15 protein-coding genes are annotated in these 16043 nt (G+C 70.7%); 2 read left to right on the top strand and 13 right to left on the bottom strand.

Annotated elements, in window-relative coordinates; all coding sequences use genetic code 11:
- Positions 1-54: 54 nt before the first annotated feature.
- The 6 genes from Q5722_RS10515 to Q5722_RS10490 all read right to left on the bottom strand — a co-directional run bounded on the left by Q5722_RS10515 (position 55) and on the right by Q5722_RS10490 (position 8383).
- Entirely contained in the window at positions 55-1038 is a 984-nt protein-coding gene (locus Q5722_RS10515; RefSeq protein WP_305028158.1) for a class E sortase, read from the bottom strand.
- On the bottom strand, positions 1035-3476 hold the full coding sequence (locus Q5722_RS10510; RefSeq protein WP_305028157.1) for a hypothetical protein: 2442 nt from the start codon (positions 3474-3476) through the stop codon (positions 1035-1037). Before Q5722_RS10510 ends, Q5722_RS10515 begins: the two co-directional genes overlap by 4 nt.
- Positions 3476-5062, bottom strand: a complete 1587-nt coding sequence (locus tag Q5722_RS10505; protein WP_305028156.1) for a phosphate ABC transporter substrate-binding protein PstS — start codon at positions 5060-5062, stop codon at positions 3476-3478. The genes Q5722_RS10510 and Q5722_RS10505 overlap by 1 nt, the downstream gene beginning before the upstream one ends.
- Complete coding sequence (gene pstA / locus Q5722_RS10500) at positions 5059-6282, bottom strand: phosphate ABC transporter permease PstA (protein WP_305028155.1); 1224 nt, start codon at positions 6280-6282, stop codon at positions 5059-5061. Before pstA ends, Q5722_RS10505 begins: the two co-directional genes overlap by 4 nt.
- Positions 6282-7328, bottom strand: a complete 1047-nt coding sequence (gene pstC / locus Q5722_RS10495; protein WP_305028362.1) for a phosphate ABC transporter permease subunit PstC — start codon at positions 7326-7328, stop codon at positions 6282-6284. The genes pstA and pstC overlap by 1 nt, the downstream gene beginning before the upstream one ends.
- Positions 7329-7588: 260 nt before the next feature.
- Positions 7589-8383 carry a 3'(2'),5'-bisphosphate nucleotidase CysQ gene (locus tag Q5722_RS10490; RefSeq protein WP_305028154.1) on the bottom strand — a complete coding sequence of 265 codons (795 nt, stop codon included), beginning with the start codon at positions 8381-8383 and terminating at the stop codon, positions 7589-7591.
- Positions 8384-8475: 92 nt separating this feature from the next.
- Between Q5722_RS10490 and Q5722_RS10485 the strand changes: the two genes are divergently transcribed.
- The gene (locus Q5722_RS10485) at positions 8476-8985 is read left to right on the top strand and encodes an AMIN-like domain-containing (lipo)protein (RefSeq protein ID WP_305028153.1); all 510 of its coding nucleotides are present in this window, start codon (positions 8476-8478) and stop codon (positions 8983-8985) included.
- A 15-nt stretch (positions 8986-9000) separates the two neighbouring features.
- On the opposite strand, the gene pth is transcribed toward Q5722_RS10485, so the two are convergent.
- The 5 genes from pth to glmU form a co-directional block, all read right to left on the bottom strand.
- Positions 9001-9582 (bottom strand): aminoacyl-tRNA hydrolase, encoded by a 582-nt coding sequence (gene pth / locus Q5722_RS10480; RefSeq protein ID WP_305028151.1) that lies wholly within the window; start codon positions 9580-9582, stop codon positions 9001-9003.
- Between the two features lie 85 nt (positions 9583-9667).
- Positions 9668-10318 (bottom strand): 50S ribosomal protein L25/general stress protein Ctc, encoded by a 651-nt coding sequence (locus Q5722_RS10475; protein WP_305028150.1) that lies wholly within the window; start codon positions 10316-10318, stop codon positions 9668-9670.
- A 210-nt stretch (positions 10319-10528) separates the two neighbouring features.
- Entirely contained in the window at positions 10529-10969 is a 441-nt protein-coding gene (locus Q5722_RS10470; RefSeq protein ID WP_305028149.1) for a 50S ribosomal protein L25, read from the bottom strand.
- A 361-nt stretch (positions 10970-11330) separates the two neighbouring features.
- Positions 11331-12311: a ribose-phosphate diphosphokinase gene (locus Q5722_RS10465; RefSeq protein WP_305028148.1), complete on the bottom strand. Its 981-nt coding sequence runs from the start codon at positions 12309-12311 to the stop codon at positions 11331-11333.
- A 123-nt stretch (positions 12312-12434) separates the two neighbouring features.
- Positions 12435-13820 (bottom strand): bifunctional UDP-N-acetylglucosamine diphosphorylase/glucosamine-1-phosphate N-acetyltransferase GlmU, encoded by a 1386-nt coding sequence (glmU, locus tag Q5722_RS10460; RefSeq protein ID WP_305028147.1) that lies wholly within the window; start codon positions 13818-13820, stop codon positions 12435-12437.
- Between the two features lie 74 nt (positions 13821-13894).
- Between glmU and Q5722_RS10455 the strand changes: the two genes are divergently transcribed.
- Positions 13895-14722, top strand: coding sequence for a COG4705 family protein (locus Q5722_RS10455; RefSeq protein ID WP_305028146.1), 828 nt, complete (start codon positions 13895-13897; stop codon positions 14720-14722).
- Here the strand turns inward: Q5722_RS10455 and Q5722_RS10450 are convergent.
- Positions 14660-15376, bottom strand: coding sequence for a sensor histidine kinase (locus tag Q5722_RS10450; protein ID WP_305028145.1), 717 nt, complete (start codon positions 15374-15376; stop codon positions 14660-14662). The genes Q5722_RS10455 and Q5722_RS10450 overlap by 63 nt on opposite strands.
- On the bottom strand, positions 15373-16038 hold the full coding sequence (locus Q5722_RS10445; protein ID WP_305028144.1) for a response regulator transcription factor: 666 nt from the start codon (positions 16036-16038) through the stop codon (positions 15373-15375). Before Q5722_RS10445 ends, Q5722_RS10450 begins: the two co-directional genes overlap by 4 nt.
- Between the last annotated feature and the right edge of the window lie 5 nt (positions 16039-16043).

Raw genomic sequence — 16043 nt, 5'->3', positions numbered from 1 at the left:
TTCTCCTGGTGAAGGGATGTTGTTGCAGGGCGGTGTAACAACGGGTGTCGAACGTCAGATCAGGTTGGGCAGCAGCCTCATCACCACATCCGTGGTCCCCCACGACAGCGCGATCACGATCGGGGTGGCGACCACCCAGACCAGCGCGGTCGACCAACGTTGACGGGCGGCGATGACCCCGATGGTCACCGCCACGAGTCCGGCGAGGCAGAGGACCAGGAGCGGCAACGCCCCGGTGTCGGTCTGCATCGCCAGCTCGGGCTCGGGGACGGCGGCGGGCCGCCCGGAGGGGGCGGGGAACGCCTTAGGCGCCTCCGCATCGACGTAGACGGCACGGCCGGGGCTCATCCCCCACCGCACGCGCTCGGCCGTGGTCAGCACCAGGCGCGCCTTCCCCGCTGCGGGGGCCGGCGGCAGCGGGTCGCCGTCGTACCGGACGCCGAGGACCGTGAAGTCAAGGCGACCCTGTCCGACCACCACATAGACGTGGTCACCGGCGCGGAGGTCCTCGAGCTTGCCGAACGGGCCGCCGTACGTGGTCGCCCGGCCGTAGACGAGGGACGTGCCCTCCTGACCGGGGAGGACGGTGTCGCGGCGGTGCCCGGGACCGGCCAGGAGGTCACCGGAGGCGGTGCCCTCCACGACGACCTGTGACAGGCCGATGGCGGGGGCAGAGACGACGGCCACGGGCTCTCCGGGCGCCACGGCGACGGTCGCGCCGTCGGCGTCCACGGTGGTCGGCCCTGTCGGTGCTGTCTGGGCGGCCAGCTCGTGGCGGAACTCCGGGTAGAGGAGGCCCTGTGCGCGGTCCTCGGAGAGACGCCCCAGCAGCAACATCTGCGCGAGGGACCAGAGGCAGACGATGGCGACCATCGTCAGCACCGACGACATGAGGACGAGCCGCTCCTGCTCCCGTGTGAGCGGCACCCGGGGTCGCGACTGGCGCGGAGCGCGGGGCTTGCGCGCGGGAAGGCGGAAGCGGCGTCGACGCACGGAGGCCGGCTCGGCGATACGGCGGCCGCTGACCACGGTGCTCATGCGCGGCTCGCGACGAGGAAGCGGGCCACGAGCGACGCGAGCGCACCGGCGAGCGCGAGCGCGAAGAGCACCGGCAGCAGGACGAACCCGACGGCGGCAGACGGTGCCTTGGTCGTGCCCATGGACACCGGCGTGGTGGCCGTCGGAGCAACCGCTGCAGCCTTGTCCGCCGTTGCCGAAGCCGGCGGCGCAGCAGCGGCGGGCGCAGCCGCAGCAGGCGTGGAGGTACCTGCCGCGGGGACTGCGGCAGCACGGTTGCCGCACTTCTGGGCCTCGACGGCGGATGCCGTCACCTGCGCGGCCTTGAACAACGGTGCCGTGGCACCGGTCTTCGCGATCGGCAGGAAGCCGTCGGGCAGGCGCCCGTTGCCGGAGCCGGGGACCTGACCCTCGGTCGTCGCGATCCGTACGAAGCTGGCGACGTCGTGGGCGACGTCGACCTTCAGGTCGCACGTCTTGGCGGCTGTGTAGACGACCATCGTGCCCGGGTAGGCCGTGCCGGAGCGCTTCACCGCGGCCTGGTCCAGGGTGAACGGCTGCTGCGGCGCCTTCTGCTTCATGAGCGAGACGGCGGCGGACTCCGATGCCCGGTCCGGGCCGACGAACGTGCCGTCGGTGGTCTCCAGCCTGGCGACGTCGATGCCGTAGCGCTCGGCGTCGCCGAGGCTGACCAGACCGAGCATGAAGCGGTTGCCGTAGCCCTGACGGTCGATCTTGCCGAGCTTCCACTTGGTGGCGGCGTTGACCTGCTCCTCGCAGCGCGTCTGGATGTTCGGCTGGGCGTCGATCAGGGCCTGGGTGATGGCATACATCCGGCTCACCGGGGCTGCCATCAGCGAGAAGAACGGCGAGGGGTTCGCCTTCCAGCAGTCGGTGTTGCCGACGAAGGAGTCCTTGAGCTCCCACGTCGAGGTCGGCACTCGGTAGCCCTTGTAGCTGGGGTTCACGACCATGCCGTAGGGGTCCTTGGCGCCGGCGATGAACGCCATCGCGTCCTTGTCGTGGGCGATGTAGTCCGTGAGCTGCGCGACCGTGTCCGACGCCTCGGAGAGGCTGAGCAGCGTGGCGCCCTCGATCCGACCGACACGCGGGGCGTCGGGGTTCAGCTTCTGGAACTCCGGGTCGGCGTTGATCGACACCGGGTTGTCCTCGATCCCGGGGTGCTGCGCGCCCACGGCGTTGCCCGTGTAGGACTGCGTGAGCAGCTTCGCGAGGAGGCGGGCGTCGAGCTTGAGCGTGTGGATCTCGCCGCCCACCTGCGGGTTGCCGTTCTCGTCGTACGCCGGGCGGTCGATGACGTAGCCGATCCCGAAGCCAGTGACTGCGGTCGGCGCGTAGCCGACGTGCTCGGCACCGGCGTCGTGCGCCGAGGAGACGAGGGCACCGGCGGCCTGGTCGTGCAGCATCAGGTCGAAGCCGGAGGCGTCGCCCATCTGGTTGTGCTGGTACTTGAAGCGCTTTTCGTCGAGGCAGTACGCCGGCGACCACTGCAACGAGGCCTGGGCGAGCAGTTCCGAGCCGTAGAAGCCGACCGGCGGACGCTTGTCGAGGAGGTCACAGGTGTTGGCGGGAAGCGCGAAGGTCAGCGGAACCGTGATCCGGTTCTTCCACTGCGACGCGGTCCACCAGTAGTTGCCCTTGACCGCCGGCGTGCCCTCGAACTCTCCATATGCGGTCCCGGCGGGGTAGGTGCGGTTCGCCGAGCAGTAGGCGAACTGCAGGTCGTCGCCGTGGCGCGCATCGCAGCTCGTGCCCATGATCGGGACGACGACCAGCGAGCACGCCGTCGTGTGGCTGCAGCCGAGCGACTCGTTCTCGACGTCCGTGCGCACCTCGAAGCTCGCCGCACCGGTGCCGTCCTTCGCGGTGTAGCCGAGGAGCTCGGCAGGGAGAAGCGACTCGGGGGCGATGTGCTCGTCGGTGCAGTAGTCGAACTTCGTGCCGTTGGCGGCGATGAACGGAACCGTGTAGTTGTCCGGCGTCCCGCACGGATCCGTCGGCGCGGTGCCACCGGCCCAGGCCGGGTCCCGTCGCCAGATCGCGGAGTCGTCGTCGAACGTGCCGGCGGACCGCTGGGCGATGCTCGAGGTGTAGCAGGTCTCGGGACGAACGGTGGCCGGGGCGCCCCGACACTCCATGATGACCATCGGGTACTCCTGCGTCAGGCCCGTAGCCCCGTAGGGGTTCGTCGCCTGTGCGCTGGTGCCGACCGCACCGCTCCACGAGATCTGGAGTCGCTCGCGTCCGCGCAGGTTGAGCGTGTGGTCGACCCTCACCGTGACGTCGTTCGCCGTGGTCCGGCCGTCGACCACCCGCGAGACGGTCTTCGTCGCCGTGAAGGCATCTGTGCCGGCGGCGTCCGACGCAGGGGCGAGCCCGAGGAGGGCCGTCGCGGCGAGCGCGATGCAGGCAAGGAGGATCCTGACGAAGGTCCGCATCAGAGGGCACCCTTCCGGCGACGGAGGTACGCGGCGAACAGGCCGGGGGCGGCGACCAGAGCGATCAGCTCGCCCGAGGCCACGACGGCGAACGGGAGCTTCTCGCCCGGGCGGTCGGAGGAGAGCTGGGTGGCGGCAGCCGTGACCGGCTCGCCTGAGCTCGCCCCCGCGGCCGCCGCGACGGCGCCTGTCTCGGGATCGACCGCGCCGGCGACCGGAGCCGCGGCACCGGCAGCGGGAGCCGTCGACGCGCCACCCGCGGTCGGAGCGTTCTTGTCATCCGTGGACGGCGTGTTGGTACCGGTGTCGGTGCCGCACGGCGCAGCGGTGGCCTTGTCGCAGGCGGCCGGCATGGGCGCCTTGGCAGCGAGCACGTTGCGGTTCGGGTTCTTGCCGTCGAAGGTCGGGTTGCCGCAGGACCGGACATCCTTGTTGGTGAGGTCGACCTTCGGGTCCGCCGTCGCGAGGCGCTTGACCTGGTCGAAGCCGGCCTGCACGAGGTTGAGCGGGAGCGGCGAGTAGCCGTAGGGGCCGGCCTTCGACTGGCCGGAGCAGAGGCCGTAGAAGAGGAAGTCGGAGAGCGCCTGGCGCTTGGCCGTCGTCATCGTGCGGTCGGTCCCCGAGACCGGGATGATCATGTACGAGTACGACGAGATCGGGTACGCCCGCGGGTCGTCGAAGGTGTACACCCCGCGGAGGTCCTGGGTCAGGTACATCGGGTCCGTCTGCGGGAGGTCCGTGCGGATCCGCGCCTTGGTCAGGGCGACGGCGACGTTGTACTCGGTGGGCTCGACGTAGTAGCCGCCCTTGTTGAGAACCTTCACGACAGGGAACGGCTTGCCGTCCGCCGCGGTCTTGTTGAGCGGGTACGAGTACTCGATGTAGCCGATCGTGCCGTTGCCGGTCGAGGCCGCGATCTGGTTCATGACCTGGTCGGAGCCCGCTGCTCCGAGCATTCGCCCCTTCTTCGGATAGAACGAGGTCAGGCCGGAGCGGCCGGAGTAGGCCTTCCACAGAGAGCCGTACTGGTCCGCCATCCAGGCGGTGAACTGGGCCGTCGTACCCGAGCCGTCGGCGCGCACCACAGGCGTGATGGCGAGGTTCGGGAAGGTGCGGCCGCCGTTCTCCTTCTTGATCTGCGGGTCGTTCCAGTTGGTGATCTGGTTCGTGAAGATCTTGGTAAGCGTCTCGCCCGACAGGCGCAGGTTGCGCACCATCGTGTTGCCGATCTTGAGCTGGTAGGTGAAGGCGGTTCCGCCCGCGACGATCGGCAGGTAGGCGTACGGACGGTCCGACTTGTCGACCTGGCCGGACTCATCGACGCCCTGGTACGGGATCTCGGAGATCGCGAAGTCGTTGGTGTAGTTCGCGAAGTCCTTGCGGCCCTGGGTGGAGCCGTTGGGGGTGTAGTCGACGGTGATGCCGTTGGCGTTCACGTCCGACATCCACTGGCGGACGATGTTGTACGACCACGACGAGCCGGTGCCGGCGATCGCGGAGTAGGTGACTGCCTGGGCGCCGGGGTTCAGCGTGAAGACGGCCAGCAGCGCGAGGACGGCTGCCAGCAGCGGCGTACGGCGGTTCATCGGGTGGTCTCCTGGTTCAGGTCGGCCTCGCCCGAGACCTGCGTGCGGCGCAGGAGGGTGAAGGGCCGGGTGGTGAGGCGGACGAGCGCCCGGACGGGGCGACGGCGCGGCTTGGCGCTCTGCGGCCGCGCAATGAGGCGCGCCGCGACGAACAGGGTCAGGACGAGCAGCAGCAGGGCGGCAGCGCCGGCGAAGCCCCGGTCGATCGACGCAGGTTCGCCCGAGCGCACGAGGGTGAAGATGTAGAGCGGGAGCGAGCTCATCAGCTTCAGCGGGTCGGCGGTGAGGGCGTTGGCGGCACCGGAGGTGAGCAGCACCGGGCTGGTCTCACCGACGCCGCGCGCGAGGCCGAGGATGACCGCGGTGGCCAGGCCCGGCCTCGCCGTGGGCAGGACGACGTGCCAGACGGTCTTCCACCGGCTCGACCCGAGCGCGAGGGATGCCTCCCGCAGGCTGCCCGGCACGACGCGCAGCACGACGTCCGAGGCGCGCGCGATGATCGGCAGCATCATCACGGCGATCGCCAGGGAGGCGGCGAGGCCGGACCGCTGCTGTCCGAGGGCGAGCAGCCACACGGTGTAGACGAACAGGCCGGCGACGATCGACGGGAGGGCGGTCATCGCCTCGACGACCGTGCGGACGACGGCGGCGAAGCGGCCACCGATCTCGTTCATGAACACGGCGGTGCCGATGCCCAGCGGCACGGTGATGGCCAGGCCGATGCCGAGCTCGATGAGCGAGCCCACGATGGCGTGCAGCACGCCACCCTTGTCCATGCCGTCCTTCGGCCCGACGCCGGCCATGTCGTCGGTCCAGAAGTTCAGGTGCATCAGCGGGTGCCAGCCACGCACGATGACGAAGCCGATCACGCTGACGAGCGCGCCGACGATCAGCAGGAAGGCCCAGAGGATGACGCGGCGGGCCACCATGTCGACCATGTCCGGCACCCCGCCGCGCATGAGCGCGACGAGGGCGCCCAGGCCGACGCTGAGGACGAACCAGACGACGAGGAACCAGGCGACTCCGGGCAGCGGGAGCAGACGCTCGCAGACCAGCCAGGCCAGAGCAGCAGATCCGGCGAGCGAGCCCCAGCTGCGGAACGTGTCCTCGGCGGTGGGCCTGCCCAGCGTCGCCAGCGGGCGCGGGGCGGGCGCGTGCGGGTCACGGACGGGGAGGTGGGTGGAGCCCGTGGTGAGCTCGACCTGTGCGAAGGCGGTCATCAGGCGTCGGCCCCCGCTCCGGAGCGGCTTCGCGCGACGATCAGCGCGGCGAGCGTGTTGACGACGAACGTGAGCAGGAAGAGGACCAGGCCGGCCGCGAGCAGCGCCGAGAGCTGCGCGGCGGTCGCCTCGCCGAAGCGCGCCGCGATGAGCGACGACACGGTGGCCGTGCCGATCTCGAGGATCCGGGGCTTCACGTCGAAGGCTGGCGACACGATCAGGACGACGGCGATCGTCTCACCGAGCGCGCGACCGAGGCCGAGCATGGTTCCGCCGATGATGCCGCCGCGACCGAAGGGCAGGACGACGGCCCGGATCATGCCCCAGTGGGTGGAACCCAGCGCGAGTGCGGCCTCCTTCTCCCCCGGAGGAGTCTGCGAGAAGACCTGGCGCATGACGGCGCAGGCCATCGGCATGACCATCATCGAGACCGCGATGCCGGCGCAGAACGCGCTCGAGACGTAGCGGGTCGCGTCGACGACGGCAGCGTGCGGGTCGGACGTGACGACGGCGCCCGACGAGTCGACCGTGGTCACCCGGAAGATCGGGATCCATCCCAGGAGCCGCTGGATGCCGACGGCCACCTCGCCCGCGTGCGGCATGACCAGGAAGAAGCCCCAGAGGCCGTAGACGATCGACGGCACGGCGGCCATCAGGTCGATCATCGACACGAGGGTCGGCTTGAGCTTCGCCGGCGCGTACTCGGAGATGTAGAGCGCGCTCGCCAGGGCGAGCGGGAAGGCGAAGAACATCGCGACGAGCGCCACCGACAGGGTGCCGACGAGCACGCCTGCGATGCCGATCTGGTTGGTGTCGGGGGACCACTGTTCCTCGGTGAAGAAGCCGAGACCGTAGTCCCGCAACGTCGGGATCGCCTGGAAGGCGAGAAAGAGACCGACGCCTCCCGTGATCACGAGGACGGTGGCGCCGACGGCCCGCGAGGAGTGGGCGAACACGGCGTCCACGCCGGCGGGCTTGCGCGAGATCGTGCGCGGTCGCTGGTCCACCTCGGGACGCGACGAGGGCAGCACCTCGGTTCGAAGCATGGTCACGCAGTTCTTCCTGACAGTCGAGCCTGCGTGTCCCGAGCGCAGCCAATAACGCCCCGAACGCTGACAAGGCTTTCGTAACGGACAGTCCGCTCAAGATGGACAATCAGGAAACGCCCGAGGCCCAGTCGGCGAAGGGGTGCGTGGTCTCGCTCTCAGCTCCGCAAGTGCAACGAAATGCAATAGCCCAAATGCAGCAGATCCCCTTGTTTCCAAGGGGATCTGCGGTGAAGAGGAGGCGGCGCAGCCGCGCTGGCTCAGTCCGTGCCGTGGGCCTTCACGAAGGCGACGATGCGCTCGGCGAGCTCCGGGCGGCAGACGATCAGGTCCGGGAGGTAGACGTCCTCCTGGTTGTACTTCAGCTCCGAGCCGTCGACGCGGCTGGTGAAGAGACCGGCGGCGCGGGCCACCGCGACGGGCGCAGCCGAGTCCCACTCGTACTGGCCACCGGCGTGCACGTAGGCGTCGGAGATGTCGCGGGCGACGCTCAGCACCTTCACGCCGGCCGAGCCCATCGGGACCAGCTCGGCGTCGAGCTCCTTCGCCAGCGCCTCGACGAACGCCGGAGGCCGGCTGCGGCTGACCGCGATGCGCACGCGCTCCGAGGTCGACGGCGGGACGACGAGCGGGGTCTTGGTGTTGAAGGTCTCCCCCAGTGCGGGCTGCGCGACGGCACCGGCGACGAGGTCGCCGTCCTGCCACAGCGCGACGTGGACCGCCCAGTCCTCGCGCGGCACCTCGGAGAACTCGCGGGTGCCGTCGAGCGGGTCGATGATCCACACGCGCGAGGCACGCAGGCGGGCGGTCTTGTCCTCGGCCGTCTCCAGCGCCTCCTCGGAGAGGACGGCGTCGTCGGGGCGGTGCTCGGCGACGAGCTCCATGAGCAGCTCGTGGGCGGCCCGGTCGCCGGCGTCCTTGAGCTCCTTGCCCTCGAGACCGGAGGTCGCGCGGACCTCGAGCAGGCGCTCGCCCGCGACCGTGGCGAGCCAGGTGGCGAGGACGTGGTCGTCGGTGGCGGCGTCGGCCGGCAGGGGTGCCTTGAAGTCGGACATGCGGGCAACCCTAGCGGCGCGAACCGGTGTCAACCCGCCCGGCCCGACACGCGTCGAACAGGCAGCCCACTTCCCCGCAAAGGAGCTCAGCCATGATCCGCCGCCTCCTCGCCACGCTGGCCTCGGGCCTCCTCGCCGCCACTCTCAGCGCTCCCCCGGCCTCCGCCCTGCCCGCGTGGCAGACGACCGGCTCGAGCTGGTCCAACCCGGACGCGCGCCACCCGCTGGTCACCGGCCTCCGCTACGCGCAGCACAGCAACTTCGACCGCGTGGTCATCACGGTCACGGGGAGGATCCCCGGCTGGACGGTCCGCTACGCCCGCACCCACACGTACGACGGGTCGGGCGAGCCCGTGCCGATCCGGGCCGGCGCCGACCTCGTGCTGTTCCCGGCGTACGCACACCGGGCCGACGGCTCCTCGTGCTACACCGGTCCGCAGCTGGCCCGGCCGCACCTCCCCGCCCTCAAGGCGGTCGCCTTCACCGGCGACTTCGAGGGCTACGTGTCGTTCGCGTTCGGGCTCGACGGCCGCAACCCGTACCGGATCTTCGCCCTGCACGACCCGCAGCGGATCGTGCTCGACTTCCGGCACGCCTCCTGAGCAGGGCGCGGGCGGTCAGGAGTTGAAGCGCTGCTGCGTCTTCTCCAGGCCGTCCGCGACCAGGCTCTCGACCGCGTCCGCGGCGTCGCCGACCTGGAACGGGAGCTCCTTGCGCTCGGTGCTGGAGTAGTTCGAGAGGACGAAGTCGGCGACGTCCTGGCGGCCCGGCGGGCGGCCGATGCCGGCACGCACCCGGAAGAAGTCGCCCGTGCCGAGGCTGGAGCGCATCGAGCGCAGGCCGTTGTGCCCGTTGTCGCCACCGCCGAGCTTGACCCGCAGCGTGCCGAAGTCGATGTCGAGCTCGTCGTGGATCGCGATGACGTGGTCGGGCTCGATCTTGTAGAAGCTGCACAGCGCCTTGACCGGGCCACCGGACTCGTTCATGTACGCGTGCGGGCGGGCCAGCACGATGCGGGCACCGCCGGGCTGGAAGCGCCCCTCGACGACGTCGGCCCGGCCGGACTTGTGGCGCCGGAAGCCGGCGTTCATCCGCGAGGCGAGCTCGTCGGTGACCAGGTAGCCGATGTTGTGCCGGGTCCCGGCGTACTTGTCGCCCGGGTTGCCCAGACCGACCACCAGCCACACGTCGTCACTCATGGCGGGGATTCTCCCAGACGACGGACACGGGCCCGGCCGGACGCAGATGCGTCCGGGCCCGTGATGCCGTGCGGGATGCCGGGGATCACTCCTCGGCGGCAGGCTCCTCGGACGTCGCCTCGGCCTGCGGGGCGTCGTGCTCGATGCCGGCCTCGGCCTCCGCCTCGGCGAGCTCGGCCTCGACCTGCGCAGCCGTCGGCGCCGCCGTCACGTGGACGACGAGCAGCTCCGGGTCGGAGAGGAGCGTGACGCCCTTGGGGAGCGTCAGCGCGTCGGCGTGGATCTGCGTGCCGGCCTCGGCACCCTCGATGTCGACCTCGATGCCCTCGGGGATGTGGGTCGCCTCGGCCTCGACCTGGACGGTCGCGTTCTCGAGGACGACCAGCGTCTCCTTCGCGGCGTCGCCCGTGGTGTGCACCGGGACGTCGACGTGGACCTTCTCGCCCTTCTTCACGGCGACGAAGTCGATGTGCTCGATGAGCCGCTTGAGCGGGTCGACCTGGATCGCCTTCGTCAGCGCGAGCTGGGTCTTGGAGCCGATCGCGAGCTCGAGCACGGCGTTGGTGCCCAGGTGGCGAAGCGCCATCGTGGTCTGGTGGCCGGGGAGGGTCACGTGGACCGGGTCCTCGCCGTGGCCGTAGATGACCGCCGGGATCTTGCCATCGCGGCGGATCCGACGGGATGCGCCCTTGCCGAACTCGTTACGGAGCTCCGCGGTGATGTTTGCCTCGGACATTTCTTTCTTCCTCACGGTTGGATGTCGTGGCTCCCCACCATGCCATCCACGTGGTGACGCCGACCAGAGTGCGGGACAGGTTCGTCCCGCACCTCCCCTGTCGTCCTGAATGCCTGGCCGGAAATGCGACGCGCCCCACGTCGTACGACGTGGGGCGCGCGAGGTATCCGGGAGCGGCTGAGCGGATCCGCTCACGAACGACGGGCTCGATCAGGCCTCGATGCCCTCGGCCTCGGCGTCCTCGACGACGGCCTCGGCCTCGGCGACGACCTCGGCGGCAGCCTCGGCGACGGCCTCCTCCTCGGCGGCGGCGACGGCGGCCTCGGCGGCCGCGATGGCCTCCTTGCCGGCGGCGGCGTCGACGACGATGAAGTCGATGTGCTCGATGACGCGCTTGAGCGGGTCGACCTGGATCGCCTTGGTCTGGGCGTAGGTCTCCTGGCCGGCGATGTCGAGGATGAGGACGGCCTGGGTGCCGTTCTTGCGGAGCGCCATCGTGGTGAGGTGACCCGGGAGGTTGATGTGGACCGGCTCGCCCTGGCCGTAGACGACCGCGGGGATCTGGCCGGCACGACGGGCACGGCGGGCAGCGCCCTTGCCGAACTCGGTGCGGACCTCGGCGGTGATGTTGATGCTGACCTCAACGGCCATGGTGACTCCTCGGGTTGGCGGGCCGAGCGGCCCGGGCTGGCGGTGCCCCGAAACGAGGAAGAGCGCCGCGCACGACAGCGCGACGCCCTCGAGAGAGTCAGTCGGCCCCGTCGATCACGGAGCACGCGCTCCCTCGCCTAGGCAATGCCCGAATCCTACGGTTCGCCCGCTCGCTCCCCCAAATCGCCGGAGCCCAGCGACGGAGCCCGACCGTGTCCGGTGAAAGTCTTCACCGGGGAGCACACCTTCGCGGCTCCAGCGTCCGCGGGCCGTGAAGGTCTTCCCACAGGCGAGGACCTTCCCGCGCGAAACGCACGACGGCCCGGCGCATCGCGCGCCGGGCCGTCGTGGAAGCGAACGGTCAGGCGTGGCCGTCGAACATCGACGTCACGGAGCCGTCCTCGAAGACGGCGCGGATCGCGCGGCCCAGCAGCGGGGCGATGGAGAGCACCGTCAGCTTGTCGAACCGCTTCTCGTCGGGGATCGGAAGCGTGTCGGTCACGACGACCTCGATCGCAGAGGAGTTCTTCAGGCGGTCGACCGCCGGGTCGGACAGGATCGCGTGGGTGCCGACGATGACGACGCCGGCAGCACCGTCCGCCATCAGCGCCTCGGACGCCTTCACGATCGTGCCGCCGGTGTCGATCATGTCGTCGGTGAGGACGCAGATCTTGCCCGAGACGTCACCCACGACGCGGTTGGCGACGACCTCGTTGGCGACGTCGGTGCGGCGGGTCTTGTGGATGAACGCCAGCGGTACGCCGCCCAGGCGCGCGGCCCACTTCTCCGCGACCTTGATCCGGCCGGCGTCCGGGGAGACGACGGCGAGGTCGGAGTCGCCGTACTTCTCCTTGATGTAGTCGGCCAGCAGCGGCAGCGCGTGGAGGTGGTCGACCGGGCCGTCGAAGTAGCCCTGGAGCTGGTCGGCGTGGAGGTCGACCGTGATGATCCGGTCGGCACCGGCGGTGTGGAACAGGTCGGCGACCAGGCGGGCCGAGATCGGCTCGCGACCGCGGTGCTTCTTGTCCTGGCGCGAGTAGCCCCAGAACGGCATGACCACGGTGATCCGCTTGGCGGAGGCGCGCTTGAGCGCGTCGACCATGATCAGGTGCTCCATGATCCAGGAGTTGATCGGCACCGTGTGGCTCTGGATGACGAACGCGTCGCAGCCGCGCACCGACTCCTCGAAGCGCACGTAGGTCTCGCCGTTGGCGAAGTCGTACGCCGAGGTCGGGACCAGCGAGACCCCGAGCTGCGCGGCGACCGCCTCACCGAGCTCCGGGTGTGCGCGGCCGGAGAAGACCATCAGGTTCTTCTCGGTGGTCTTGGTGTAGGACGTCACCCGTCGCTCCCTCGTTGCTTGCGTCGTCGCCGGGGTGAATTCTGCCCTTCCCGGCCACCTGGTGTTAACCCGGGACCGCTCCGGGGTGAGACACCTCACCCGAAAGGAGGGATCACCACCGGTTCAGGACCCCTTGCGGGCCTTCCAGTTCTCCAGGTTGCGCTGCGGTCCGGCGGAGACGGCGAGGGCGCCCGCGGGCACGTCCTCGCGGACCGTGGTGCCACCGCCGGTCATGGCGTCGTCGCCGATCGTCACGGGCGCGACGAAGGTGTTGTTGGAGCCGGTCCGGGCCCGGCTGCCGACCTTCGTCCGGTGCTTGTTGACCCCGTCGTAGTTGGCGAAGATCGTGCCGGCGCCGATGTTGGTGTCCTCGCCGATCTCCGCATCACCGACGTAGGAGAGGTGCGGCACCTTCGACCGGTTGCCGATCTGGGCGTTCTTGGTCTCCACGAAGGCGCCGATCTTGCCGGCCGCTCCGAGCACGGTGCCCGGACGCAGGTAGGAGAAGGGGCCGACGGTGGCCTCCATGCCGATGACGGCCAGCTGCCCGTGCGTGCGTACGACGCGGGCGCCGGCCCCGACCTCGCAGTCCTCGAGGGTGGTGTCCGGGCCGACCACCGCGTCCTCGCGGACCAGCGTCGCACCGAGGAGCTGCGTGCCCGGCAGAATCGTGACGTCACGTTCGAGCACCACGTCGGCCTCGATCCAGGTCGTGGCGGGGTCCATGACGGTCACGCCGTCCTTCATCCACTGGGTGACGATGCGCTGGTTGAGGATGCGCCCCAGCTCCGCGAGCTGGGCGCGGTCGTTGGCGCCCTCGGTCTCGCGCACGTCGTCGACCTGGTGCGCGGCGACGGTGCGCCCGTCGGCGCGTGCGATCTTCACCGTGTCGGTGAGGTAGTACTCGCCGTTGGCGTTGTCGTTGGTGAGCCGGCCCAGCGCCCCGACGAGGAAGCCGGCCTCGAAGGCGAGGATCCCGCTGTTGATCTCCGCGATCAGGCGCTGCTCGTCGGTGCAGTCCTTCTCCTCGACGATGGCGTCGACCCCGCCGGAGGCGTCGCGGACGATGCGCCCGTAGCCGAAGGGGTTCTCCACCGTGCCGGTCAGGACGGAGACGGCCGCACCGGAGCCCGCATGGGCCGCCGCGAAGGCGCGCAGCGACTCCCCCCGCAGCAGCGGGGTGTCGCCGGTGACGACGAGAACCGTCCCGGTCGGCGGCTCCGGCAGGGACTCGATCGCCACGCGCACTGCGTGGCCGGTGCCGTCCTGGGTCTCCTGCACGGCGAGAACGGCGTCCGGCGCGTGCTCCAGGACATGGGGCCCGACCTGCTCGCGCTGGGTGCCGATGACCGCGACGATGCGCGCCGGGTCCGTCGCCTGCACGGCCGTGAGGACGTGGCCGATCATGCTCCGGCCACCGATGCGGTGCAGCACCTTCATGGTCTTGGACTTCATCCGGGTGCCGCCTCCGGCGGCCAGGACGATGACGGTCAGATCGCTGGAAGTCACGCGCTGCAGCCTAGACCGACGTGTGACCCACGACTGTCAGGATGAATTCAGGGACGCACGCCGAGCATCGCCCCATGACGACACGACGTTTCCCGCACCCCAAGGTCCCGGAGGTCTTCGCCCTCTTCTGGGTGGTCAAGCTCCTGACGACCGGCATCGGCGAGACGGCCGCCGACTTCATGGGCACCAAGAGCCTCGTGACGGCCGGCCTGGTCGGCGTCGGCGGCTTCTTCCTCGCCCTCTGGCTGCAGCTGCGCGCCGACAGCTACCACCCGGTCCGCTACTGGATGACCGTCCTCATGGTCGCGGTCTTCGGCACGATGATCGCCGACGGCCCGCACGTCGCTCTGGGCACGCCGTACTGGTTCGACTCGCTGCTGTACGCCGGCGGCCTGGTCGCCCTGCTCACCTGGTGGCGCTCCAGCGAGGGCACCTTCTCGGTCCACTCGATCACCACCCCGCGCCGCGAGCGCTTCTACTGGGGCACGGTCCTGATGACCTTCGGCCTCGGCACGGCGCTCGGTGACACCACCGCGGCCAACCTGCACCTCGGCTTCGCGTGGTCCATCGCCATCTTCGGCGGCCTGATCGTGCTGCCGCTGGTGGCCTGGACGCGCGGGGCTGACGCCGTCATCTGCTTCTGGCTCTCCTACGCCCTGACCCGCCCGCTCGGCGCCTCGATCGCGGACGGCATGGCCGTCCGCCCGCAGCACGGCGGCCTCGGCTGGGGCACCGGCCCGGTGACCGCGGTCGGCCTGGTGCTCTTCGCGCTGCTGGTGGGCTACATCGCGATCACCCGGGCGGACTCGCCCGCCGACGTGCCGGCGGACGAGGAGCCCTCAGCGGGGCACGCGGAGCACGAAGCGGCTGCGGTCCGCGAGCTCGACCTCGCCACCGACTGACCGCGCGAGCCGGCGGGCGATGGGCAGCCCCAGCCCGTGCCCGTCGGCACGTGCGCTCTCCCCCGCGGCGAAGACGTCCACCCCTGCGTCGACGCCCGGGCCGTCGTCCTCGACCGTCACCGTGACGGTCGAGGACGCGTGCTGCAGGGCGTTGTCCAGCAGCGGGGCGATCGCCTGCAGGATCGTCTCTGCCCGGTCCGCACCAGGACGCGCACGGTCGGCTCCGTCGAGCAGGGTCGCCATCACCGAGCCGAGCCGCCGCGCGGCGGCCGCGATCTCCTGCACGTCCTCGGCCAGGTCCTCGTCGGCGATGCCCCGGAGCAGCGCGAGGTCGGCCGACCCCTGCAGCGCGGTGAGCGGCGTACGCAGCTCGTGGGCGAGCTCGGCGGTGAGCCGCTGCTCGGCGAGGAGGGCCTCCCGCACCTCGCGCTCGGCGTTCGTCGCGACGCGCCAGGTGACCAGGCCGACCAGGACGACCGCCCCGACGCTCAGCACGGCGGTCACCGCCAGCACGTCGATCGAGGTGCGCCGATGGGGGTCGGTCTCGGTCAGCTCGAGCACGGCCTGGGTGACGAGGATCAGCCCGATCATCACGGCGGTGACGAGGCACAGCGTCGCCAGCACCACACGGCGGCGGAAGCCCACTGTCCTCATCGGAGCGTGAAGCCCACGCCGCGGACGGCCTCGAGCTGGACGGGCGCCCCGACCTTCTTCAGCTTGCGCCGGATCCGGGCCGCATAGGCGTCGACGGTGTTGTCGGCGACGATCGCGCCGTCCGGCCAGCCGGCGGCGACGACGTCGCGACGACGTGCCACCTCGCCCGGGCGGGCCGCGATCGCGCCGAGCATCCGGTACTCGGTCGGGGTCAGGCCGACCTCCGCCCCGTCGAAGACGAGGGCATGTCGTGCCGGGTCGAGGCGCAGCCCGTGTGTGGCGGCGGGGGCGGTCGTCCGCCCTGCGCGCCGTGCCAGAGCCTCCACCCGGACGACGAGCTCCTTCACGTCGAACGGCTTCGGAAGGTAGTCGTCGCCGCCCGCCGCGAAGCCGGCGATCTTCTCGTGCACCTGACCCAGGGCGGTCAGGAAGAGGACCGGCGCGTGGACACCGGCCGCCCGCAGCGCCTGGCAGATGTCACGGCCGTCGGCGTCCGGCAGGCCGATGTCGAGGACCACGACGTCGGGGTGGGGGTGGGCGGCGAAGAGCGCCAGCGCCTCCCGGCCGTCGTGGGCGACCGTGGTCTCGTGGCCGCCGAGCCGGAGGGCCGAGCTCACGACCCGGCGGATCGCGGGGTCGTCCTCGCAGAGTCCGATGCGCATGGGAG

The sequence above is a fragment of the Nocardioides jiangxiensis genome (assembly GCF_030580915.1).
Classification (GTDB): Bacteria; Actinomycetota; Actinomycetes; order Propionibacteriales; family Nocardioidaceae; genus Nocardioides; species Nocardioides jiangxiensis.
The sequence above is the reverse complement of the archived record's forward strand: the minus strand, read 5'-3'. Positions and strand labels throughout refer to the sequence as shown.

Coding starts and splice junctions, on each gene's coding strand:
- Q5722_RS10515 (WP_305028158.1), bottom strand. CDS start 1,038: ATGAGCACCGTGGTCAGCGGCCGCCGTATCGCCGAGCCGGCCTCCGTG.
- Q5722_RS10510 (WP_305028157.1), bottom strand. CDS start 3,476: ATGCGGACCTTCGTCAGGATCCTCCTTGCCTGCATCGCGCTCGCCGCG.
- Q5722_RS10505 (WP_305028156.1), bottom strand. CDS start 5,062: ATGAACCGCCGTACGCCGCTGCTGGCAGCCGTCCTCGCGCTGCTGGCC.
- pstA (WP_305028155.1), bottom strand. CDS start 6,282: ATGACCGCCTTCGCACAGGTCGAGCTCACCACGGGCTCCACCCACCTC.
- pstC (WP_305028362.1), bottom strand. CDS start 7,328: ATGCTTCGAACCGAGGTGCTGCCCTCGTCGCGTCCCGAGGTGGACCAG.
- Q5722_RS10490 (WP_305028154.1), bottom strand. CDS start 8,383: ATGTCCGACTTCAAGGCACCCCTGCCGGCCGACGCCGCCACCGACGAC.
- Q5722_RS10485 (WP_305028153.1), top strand. CDS start 8,476: ATGATCCGCCGCCTCCTCGCCACGCTGGCCTCGGGCCTCCTCGCCGCC.
- pth (WP_305028151.1), bottom strand. CDS start 9,582: ATGAGTGACGACGTGTGGCTGGTGGTCGGTCTGGGCAACCCGGGCGAC.
- Q5722_RS10475 (WP_305028150.1), bottom strand. CDS start 10,318: ATGTCCGAGGCAAACATCACCGCGGAGCTCCGTAACGAGTTCGGCAAG.
- Q5722_RS10470 (WP_305028149.1), bottom strand. CDS start 10,969: ATGGCCGTTGAGGTCAGCATCAACATCACCGCCGAGGTCCGCACCGAG.
- Q5722_RS10455 (WP_305028146.1), top strand. CDS start 13,895: ATGACGACACGACGTTTCCCGCACCCCAAGGTCCCGGAGGTCTTCGCC.
- Q5722_RS10450 (WP_305028145.1), bottom strand. CDS start 15,376: ATGAGGACAGTGGGCTTCCGCCGCCGTGTGGTGCTGGCGACGCTGTGC.
- Q5722_RS10445 (WP_305028144.1), bottom strand. CDS start 16,038: ATGCGCATCGGACTCTGCGAGGACGACCCCGCGATCCGCCGGGTCGTG.